Raw genomic sequence first — 7,601 nt, forward strand, 5'->3', positions numbered from 1 at the left:
CCAGGCCATCGCGGAGCCGGTTACGGCCTATCGTGAACCGGCTAAGACGGTTCTAACACGTCTTCACGGCAGCGCGCAACCAGCTAAGGTGGTTCCATGCGTGCTCGGTTCCCTGACTTCCGCCTCGGTAACGTGCTGGCGACCAGCTTCACGGGGACTCTTTCGGAGCGTCACGGCAACGCGGTGGAGCGCATTCCCACGCCGCACCGGCTCGTCGACTGGCTGGCAGTGAACGGCCTTGCCGTGGACTCCAGCACTACCGCCCAGCTCGCCCTCGCTCGGGAACTGAGGGAGTCAATTCACGCCGCGGCGACAGCGGCCGCGATCCAAGACCCGCTTCCGGCGACAGCTGTCCAAGTCATCAATGACCGCAGCTCTCAGGGGCGGGCCGCGGCTGTCCTGACGTCCGATGGAGAGCGCCGATGGCTGCTCAGTTCGGCCTCCTGCGTAGAAGATGCCCTGAGCGTGATCGCCGCCGACGCGATCAGCATCCTCGCAGGCGAACGAGACGGAAAATTGGCCTTGTGTGCATCACCAACCTGCCAGGCCGCTTTCTTTGACACCAGCCAAAGTCGCACTCGCAAATGGTGTGACATGAACACGTGCGGGAATCGTCAGAAGAAGGCGCGATTCCATGCCAACCAGTCCACATCAGCAAAGTAATCGATCAACTGGCCGCCATGTTCCGGTTGATTGGTCGTCTCGCCCGCAAGTGGTCGTGCTCCAGCACGCGGTGTTCGTCCTGCCAGCGGGTGGCGAGGCCGTACGCGCCATTCACGTCCGGGTCCTCCAACAGCCAGCGCCCCGTTGTCGACCGACCGGCCACGGACCGTACGCGTACCGACTTCCGGGTCGAAACCCAACACGTTTCCGGTCGCTTTTTCGCCCCCGAACAGGTCCTGACCGAAGCAGAACAGCCGAATCGACGACGTACTGCTTGCGCACGCGGCCATCCGTCAAGTCACCGCCGTCTCGCCGGCACCGAGCGAGAGCGCTGTCTACCACTGACCGGTTTTCCAAATCTCTCCGGCGATAGCGCACAGCTAGCCTGGAATAACCAGAGCGTCGTACGGAACCAGACTCGGCAGGTCGCGCGAGGGTTAGAAGCGCTCACCGAAGCTGTCACAGTGATACTAAAACGACTCCCAACTGCAGAGCTTGATCCTCAAGAGCAGCAGGAGCCGAAGAGGCGGCCCGCGATGTCCTAGCCGAGGTCACCAAGCCAGGGCCGGATCGCAGCCGAATTAGGCGTGCGCTCGCTGCACTCAAAGGCTCTCGCGCGCCGGTCGCCACCGGCATAGTCGCCGGGACCAGCGAAGGCGCACAAGAGTTCGTTAAGAACGCGATCAAGGCACTCGGTATCCCGTTCGGCCTTGGCTAGGACCCCACCGATTCCTCGGCGCGGAATTCTTTCCATGTGTCGAAACCTGCCTGCATACGGGCCGACAATCGCTTCCAGAACTCGATGCTGGCCGAGCCCCATCGCTTGCGTTTAGGCCTATGCGTTGCCGCCTACTGATGAGGTGCAGCCGCCGGCTGGACATCCAGCGATTGGGTAAACCCATGCGCGGCTGACGAGGTACTGGTGCGTTGAGCAACAGGCCGATGAACGTGGCGCTGAGCGAGTGACGACGCCCTGCGACGAGGAACCCAGTGGCGAGGCCGGTCGTGAAGGACGCGCCACCGGGTTCCAGAGTGCGTACGGTCGTACCGAGAACCGCCACGCCAAGGACCGCGCCGATTTGCCGCATGGTGCTGCTGATGCCGGACGCGAGGCCGCCTTCACGCGGGTCGACCGCGGATCAGTTGTTCATGTATTTGTTGTCTTGACGCAAAGAGGGAAGTTACCTGATTCGGCCACGGATGCGTTCGATACACGCCTGGCTGTCCGCCGCGTTGACCATTCCCCGTGCGGCCCGGCGCCGCAGTTGCAAGATAACCATGTCCCCTAGGGGAGCGTCAGGCCATTTTCGCCATCGCTTCGTGAACCACATTGACTTCTTGAGATAAAGCCTGACCTCAGCTCGCTCGGCGGCATCCAGGTCGACCATGCGTCCGGTCGCGGACGCCATGACCTGACGCTGCCGGTGCCGGTCTGCGCGGTTCGGTGTCCGTTTGTTCTGTCGAATGTGTTTACGCGAACTCTTGTCGTTTTCGCCGTAGTCGTTGCGCCTATCCTTCGCATAGCTGAGCGCCTTCTTTTCCTGCGGACTCCCGTGCGCCACCGTCTCTACCTCCTTCCGCTACGTGACTCGATCATGGTAGGCACTGAGGCCATCGCGGTCCACGGTTTTACTTCCAATTCGCCTTCGGTGAACGACCACCAAACCCGCCGGCTACACTTGATCGCCAACGGTTCTACTCCTTCGACGTGTCCTCAGACCGCTCGAATCACGGCGAGCCGCTCGACTGCGTATTCATTGTCCCAGTAGACCGCGGCTCCCCACGCGGCCGATGCTTGCACAGCCATGTCGTACGCGCCGTCGTCGAGGCCCGCGGCGTTATGGGGCAGTACGAGATCGAGGTCTGGGATGTCGACCTGTGACTCGTCCCGGTCGATCAGTACGACCTGATTCGCGGTCACCCAGAGCACGTGGTTCGGGTCGAGCGGCGCGAAGAAGACCGGGGTAACCCACGGAACCCCGTTCTCGTCCGCGGTGCCGAGCACGAGGTACCGGTTCGCGGCGAGAACACGGTCGATCGCGGAAGGGTCGATTTTTCCGGCTGCCGCCTCGACTCGCTTCACCGCCGTACCTTGAATCGCAGGTGAAGCACACGCTCGCCCTGGATGACAACGTCGGGATCCTCGAGTAGGTGTTGCCGGTCGATGCTGCCGAAAAAGCGCCTGCCCGACCCGAACACCACCGGCACCACGTCCATGGCCACTTCGTCGACAAGGCCGGCCGCGAGGATCTGGGCGCCCACGTCACCGGCATTCACGGCGATGGTTCGCTCCCCGGCCAGTTCCTGGGCTTTGGCGATCGCCGCCGCCACATCGTCGACGAAGTGGTAGGACGCCTCGGGGTGCCAACCCTGCGGTTTGGGGCGATGGGACACGACGACCACGTGGTCGCCAGCGGGTGGGTCGCCTTCCCAACCGTTGACCAGGTCGAAAAGTCTGCGGCCCATGACGATCGTACCGAGTGAGTCCCACACCGACCTGACGTACGGCGCCGATGCTTTGGACACCCTGAAACCGCTTCCCGCCCCGGAATGATCGAAACCCTCACCGTCGGCCGCGGTGACAGGGGTGTCGCCGCTGAAATACCACTCGTGGAGGGGACCGACATCGTCCTTCTCATCAGCGATGAAGCCGTCCACCGACACCACGTTGTGCATGACTACAGTGCCCATCGGATTCTCCTCAGACTGTCGCGCTCATGACTACAGTGCCCATCGGATTCTCCTCAGACTGTCGCGCTACGGATGGCGCCGCGGGGTTCGACGGCGTACGGCCCGAAACGGGCGAAGGCCACCAGGGCCGCGAAGATACCGAGAACGACCGGAAGAACGGCGCTCGCGGGCTGGCCGATGGCGATGTCGGTGATCGTTGCACCGACCATGGTCAGCACCAGTCCGGCGGCGGCGATGGGGGTCAAAACCGGCATGATCCGCGTTGCTGCCGGCAGGATCAGGCCGATCGCGTCCGGTACCTCAGCAGCGCCGGCGAGTTTCATCAAAACGACGGGTACGCCCGGAGCCATCAGCTGGAAGTCGCTTGCTGGTGTCAACAACTTGCCTCCGCCTGCGAAGAGAAATGCGATCGCCAAGAGAGCCGAGGCGATCCATACCGCGATTTTCATAGTGTTCTCCATCCGCTTCGATCTGACCTGGCACGGGCGGGGTTCGCCCGTGCGCCGCCACTGTCGCTCGACCGACGTGGCCATCGGCAGTGCTCCTCGGCATCGACCATCTGGACAAACTGCATGAGGGTGACGTGCAGATTGCACAAGTCGCCCGATGTTGGTGCGAGTGCGCCGCTTTGTCCCCTGGGAGACGGTCGCGCCGTGTCATCCTGGGCCAATGGACGGTCCCGTGCGAAGCGGCGAGCACAACCCGGGATCAGACGTACGTCCGACCGGCCTGCGAGCCCGTTCGATCGTCATGGTGGTGCTTGGCTGCGGTGCTGTCGCTCAGGTCGCCGACGCCAACCCGCACCCGTCCTACGCGTACGTGCCGTTTGTGCTCGTGCTCTACCTGTTGCCGTTCTGGTACGCCAGTGGCCGGCGCCGGGAGGTCTGGACCAGGTACGCGTGGGGCCTGCTGCTGCTCCAGGCGGTAGTGACCTACCTGCCGTTCGCGATTTTCGGTCACAACTGGGTCGGTGGTGCGTCGGCCCTACTCGGCGGCCTGGTGCTCCTGGTTGTCCCGGGAGGGCGCGGATGGCTGTTCTTCGCGGGTCTGGCCGCGCTCGACATCTCCTGCTGGCTGTTGGTCGGACTGCCGTACGAGCCGGCTGTCAACGCGGTCGGGTGGTTGTTGATCAGCTTCACCTTCCACGGCCTGACCCTGTACAGCCTGACCCGGTTGGCCGATCTCGTCGATCGCCTCGACGCGACCCGGACCGCCTTGGCCGAAGCTACCGTGACGCGGTTGCGGCTGGCGGCGACGGAGCGCGTCAGTACGGTGATCGTGCAACGGCTGAACGAACTCACCGTGCTGGCTGAGAAGGCAGTGCGGGCTGGTTCAGCCGACGACGCGCGGCATCATCTCGCGGCTGCCGGCCACGTCGCTCGGCAGGCAAGCGCGGACGCCAGACGCCTCGTCGTGGCGTTGCCCGAGACGCAGGGCAGCATCCCCGAACGGTCCACAGTGTCGGCCGGTGTCTCACCGGCCCTCACCCGCGCCGTGAACACGGCCGTCACGGTCTGCTTCGCCGGCACCTTCCTGCTCAACGTCGTGTTTCCCGGTGAGGTGCCGCACCACAGCTGGGGTGTCGTGGCCATGGCGGTCGTGGTCGCGGCGGCCGTGATCGCGCTCCAGTGGAGACACGTCTGGTTCAGCGTCGTCGCGGCCCAACCGCTGCCTCGACCGCTGGGCTGGCCGTGGACGCTCGCAGCCCAGGCGGCTCTGTGCCTGGTGCTGTATCCGGCCGCGGGTGCCGGCAGCATCGGCCTGCTCGCCTTCCCCTGCGCCAGTGGTCTTCTCTTGATCAGGCACTGGACCCGGTGGCTGGGCTTCGCCGCCATCGTCGTCGGCGTACCCATCCTGACCCTGCTCAACCCCGCCGATCTGCTGTCGTGGGGACACATCGTGAGCTGGTCGATTTATGCCGCCGCCACCGAGGCCAGCGCCTGCCTCCTCATTTACGGACTCGCGCAGTTCACTCGCGCCTCGGCACTCCTTGAGGACGTACGACGCGAGCTCGCCGACGGTGCGGCTGCCGGCGAGCACCTGCGGCTCGCCCGCGACACCCACGACACTCTCGGGCTCGGGCTGTCCACCGTTGCGTTGAAGACCGATCTCGCGGCGGCTCTGCTGGATCGCGACCCCGCTCGGGCACGCCACGAGATAGCGCAGCTGATGTACGTCGCAGGCGGTGTCAGACGGGACGCGCTCGCCGTCACGACCGGACAGATCCACCTCAACCTTGAACGCGAACTCGACGGCGCCGTGCACACACTGCGCGCGGCAGGCATCACCACCACTATCGACCGGCAGAACTGCACACTGGCTCCGCCGGCTTGCGCTGCCTTCGCCGCGGTGACACGCGAAGCGGTCACCAACGTGCTGCGGCACAGCCAGGCCACGACGTGCACGATCACGCTGACCGCCGGCAACGGCGGCCGTACCCTCGCCATCACCAATGACGGGAGCGGCGATCTCCGAGCGTCAGGACAGGGATTGACCAACATGACGCAGCGAATCGAGGCGCTCGGCGGCGCAGTCCGTACGTACGCGAAAGACGGTGAATTCACGGTGACAGCCGTTGTTCCCCAACTCGCGACGAGTTACTCCCCGTCGGCACCGGCAGCGGTCGGCGCATGATCCGCATCCTGCTCGCCGAGGACACCGCGATACTGCGCGACACCCTCGCAGCGGTCCTCAACCTCCAAGACGACATGGAGGTCACGGCCGAGGTCGCCACCGGCGATCGCATTGTCACAGCCGCCCGCCAGTACAAACCCGATGTGGCGCTCCTGGACATCGACCTGCCCGGAGTCGACGGCCTGACTGCCGCGGCGGTCCTGCACGACCAGCTGCCCGAATGCCGCGTACTGATCCTGACCGCGCTTGCCGTGCCCGCCAACCTGCGTATCGCCCTGGAGGCTCACGTCGCCGGCTTCCTCGCCAAAGACACCCCCGCCGCCGAACTGATCCACGCGATCCGCATCGTCGCCGCCGACGGCCGCGTCATCGATCCGGCCCTCGCGCTGGCCACCCTCCAAGCTCGGCCCAGTCCCCTGACCGACCGCGAAACGGACGTGTTGCGGCTGCACTCCGAGGGGCTCGATCCACGTGAAATCGCCTCTCAGCTCTACCTGTCGTACGGAACAGTCAGGAACTACCTGGCCTCCGCGTCCGACAAACTCGGCGCCCGCAACCGCATCCACGCCATCAAGATCGCCACCGAGAACCAGTGGCTATAGGAGAGCCTTGGAGTCCCTAGCCGCTGCGTAGTTGGGCAGTTCGATGCCGTTGATCGCGCGTTCGACCAGCGCGGTGGGTGCTTCCATATTGGGCTCCGGACTCGGCTCGGCATCCGCCGGCGAACTGTTCCTGGAGTCGCCAGCTGAGATCGATCGCCTCAACGCTGTATACGACCATCTTCGTACACTGTCGATGTCACCGGCAGAGTCGGTGAAGTTGATAAAGGAGCACGCAAGTGGAACCTAACGTCTGGATTACATCCAGCCGGTCGGGCAACAACGGGCAGTGTGTCGAGGTACGCAATGCCAGCACTCACGTCGATGTCCGTGACAGCAAAATCGAGCGGGTGGCATGCTCACCGTCTCGGCCGACACCTGGAAGACCTTCACCCGTGGCCTCTGTGACGGCACTCTGTCGACCGACGACTAGCCAACCTCACGACGCAACGAAGCGCCCTGGTCGAACCTGACCAGGGCGCTGTTACATATTGTGACGATCTGCTGACAGTTGGCATACTTACTGGCAGACTGCCAGCTATGCCGGAGTCATGGGAAGAGTCCATGGCCAAACTTCAGCGTATCCAGAACCGCTATAAGGGCATGGTCCTTGGCCAGGAACGCAACGACTGGACGAACCGCACTGCGAGTGACCTGCAACGTGGCGTTCGGTCGGTGTGGTCACCTCGACAACAGCAATGGATACAGCCGTTCTGCATGAGCGCTCTCATCTGTACCGACCAGGCTGGCGACAACGAACAGCGCCTGATCACGGCCTCTGGTGACTACGGCCGTATCCCTGACGAGCTGGTGGACATCGTCGAGGCTTACGGCTTCCAGACTGTGCCGCTTGACAACGAGCGACTACATGCCGAAGCCCGCGGTGTCCGGTGGGTGGATCTCAACGGCCTGAAGCTCCAGTCGATTAGCGCCGGTTTTGATGTCTGCTACGACTGTGAGTGCGCCACGAGGCGCTGCTGTATCGGATGGGGGTGAGAGACCATCCATCTCTTC

11 protein-coding genes are annotated in these 7,601 nt (G+C 64.1%); 6 read left to right on the top strand and 5 right to left on the bottom strand.

What is annotated here, in order from left to right; translation table 11 throughout:
* The first annotated feature begins 96 nt into the window (after positions 1-96).
* Complete coding sequence (locus tag ABD301_RS39885) at positions 97-663, top strand: CGNR zinc finger domain-containing protein (RefSeq protein ID WP_344315217.1); 567 nt, start codon at positions 97-99, stop codon at positions 661-663.
* Positions 664-667: 4 nt separating this feature from the next.
* Here ABD301_RS39885 and ABD301_RS39890 read toward each other — a convergent pair whose 3' ends face one another.
* From ABD301_RS39890 to ABD301_RS39910, 5 genes are all read right to left on the bottom strand, one after another.
* Positions 668-826: a hypothetical protein gene (locus ABD301_RS39890; protein WP_344315218.1), complete on the bottom strand. Its 159-nt coding sequence runs from the start codon at positions 824-826 to the stop codon at positions 668-670.
* Between the two features lie 1,018 nt (positions 827-1,844).
* Entirely contained in the window at positions 1,845-2,225 is a 381-nt protein-coding gene (locus ABD301_RS39895) for a hypothetical protein (RefSeq protein ID WP_163570967.1), read from the bottom strand.
* A 152-nt stretch (positions 2,226-2,377) separates the two neighbouring features.
* Positions 2,378-2,746, bottom strand: coding sequence for a pyridoxamine 5'-phosphate oxidase family protein (locus ABD301_RS39900; RefSeq protein ID WP_279581737.1), 369 nt, complete (start codon positions 2,744-2,746; stop codon positions 2,378-2,380).
* Complete coding sequence (locus ABD301_RS39905; RefSeq protein WP_344315219.1) at positions 2,743-3,354, bottom strand: dihydrofolate reductase family protein; 612 nt, start codon at positions 3,352-3,354, stop codon at positions 2,743-2,745. The genes ABD301_RS39900 and ABD301_RS39905 overlap by 4 nt, the downstream gene beginning before the upstream one ends.
* Positions 3,355-3,407: 53 nt before the next feature.
* The gene (locus ABD301_RS39910) at positions 3,408-3,887 is read right to left on the bottom strand and encodes a DoxX family protein (protein ID WP_344315221.1); all 480 of its coding nucleotides are present in this window, start codon (positions 3,885-3,887) and stop codon (positions 3,408-3,410) included.
* Between the two features lie 136 nt (positions 3,888-4,023).
* Between ABD301_RS39910 and ABD301_RS39915 the strand changes: the two genes are divergently transcribed.
* The 5 genes from ABD301_RS39915 (at position 4,024) to ABD301_RS39930 (ending at position 7,583) form a co-directional block, all read left to right on the top strand.
* A complete protein-coding gene (locus ABD301_RS39915; RefSeq protein ID WP_344315223.1) occupies positions 4,024-5,988 on the top strand; it encodes a sensor histidine kinase in 1,965 nt (654 codons plus the stop codon).
* Positions 5,985-6,590 carry a response regulator gene (locus ABD301_RS39920; RefSeq protein ID WP_344315224.1) on the top strand — a complete coding sequence of 202 codons (606 nt, stop codon included), beginning with the start codon at positions 5,985-5,987 and terminating at the stop codon, positions 6,588-6,590. The genes ABD301_RS39915 and ABD301_RS39920 overlap by 4 nt, the downstream gene beginning before the upstream one ends.
* Positions 6,591-6,633: 43 nt before the next feature.
* Positions 6,634-6,837: a Scr1 family TA system antitoxin-like transcriptional regulator gene (locus ABD301_RS42680; protein ID WP_390624167.1), complete on the top strand. Its 204-nt coding sequence runs from the start codon at positions 6,634-6,636 to the stop codon at positions 6,835-6,837.
* On the top strand, positions 6,827-7,060 hold the full coding sequence (locus ABD301_RS39925; protein WP_279581739.1) for a DUF397 domain-containing protein: 234 nt from the start codon (positions 6,827-6,829) through the stop codon (positions 7,058-7,060). Before ABD301_RS42680 ends, ABD301_RS39925 begins: the two co-directional genes overlap by 11 nt.
* Before the next feature lie 91 nt (positions 7,061-7,151).
* Positions 7,152-7,583, top strand: a complete 432-nt coding sequence (locus tag ABD301_RS39930; RefSeq protein ID WP_344315225.1) for a hypothetical protein — start codon at positions 7,152-7,154, stop codon at positions 7,581-7,583.
* Positions 7,584-7,601 lie beyond the last annotated feature (18 nt).

This window comes from Fodinicola feengrottensis, assembly GCF_039530045.1.
Lineage (GTDB): Bacteria > Actinomycetota > Actinomycetes > Mycobacteriales > HKI-0501 > Fodinicola > Fodinicola feengrottensis.

Excerpts from the sequence above, each read along its gene's own strand:
- ABD301_RS39920 (WP_344315224.1), top strand. The coding sequence starts at position 5,985 with ATGATCCGCATCCTGCTCGCCGAGGACACCGCGATACTGCGCGACACC.
- ABD301_RS39885 (WP_344315217.1), top strand. The coding sequence starts at position 97 with ATGCGTGCTCGGTTCCCTGACTTCCGCCTCGGTAACGTGCTGGCGACC.
- ABD301_RS39915 (WP_344315223.1), top strand. The coding sequence starts at position 4,024 with ATGGACGGTCCCGTGCGAAGCGGCGAGCACAACCCGGGATCAGACGTA.
- ABD301_RS42680 (WP_390624167.1), top strand. The coding sequence starts at position 6,634 with ATGCCGTTGATCGCGCGTTCGACCAGCGCGGTGGGTGCTTCCATATTG.
- ABD301_RS39930 (WP_344315225.1), top strand. The coding sequence starts at position 7,152 with ATGGCCAAACTTCAGCGTATCCAGAACCGCTATAAGGGCATGGTCCTT.
- ABD301_RS39910 (WP_344315221.1), bottom strand. The coding sequence starts at position 3,887 with ATGGCCACGTCGGTCGAGCGACAGTGGCGGCGCACGGGCGAACCCCGC.
- ABD301_RS39905 (WP_344315219.1), bottom strand. The coding sequence starts at position 3,354 with ATGGGCACTGTAGTCATGCACAACGTGGTGTCGGTGGACGGCTTCATC.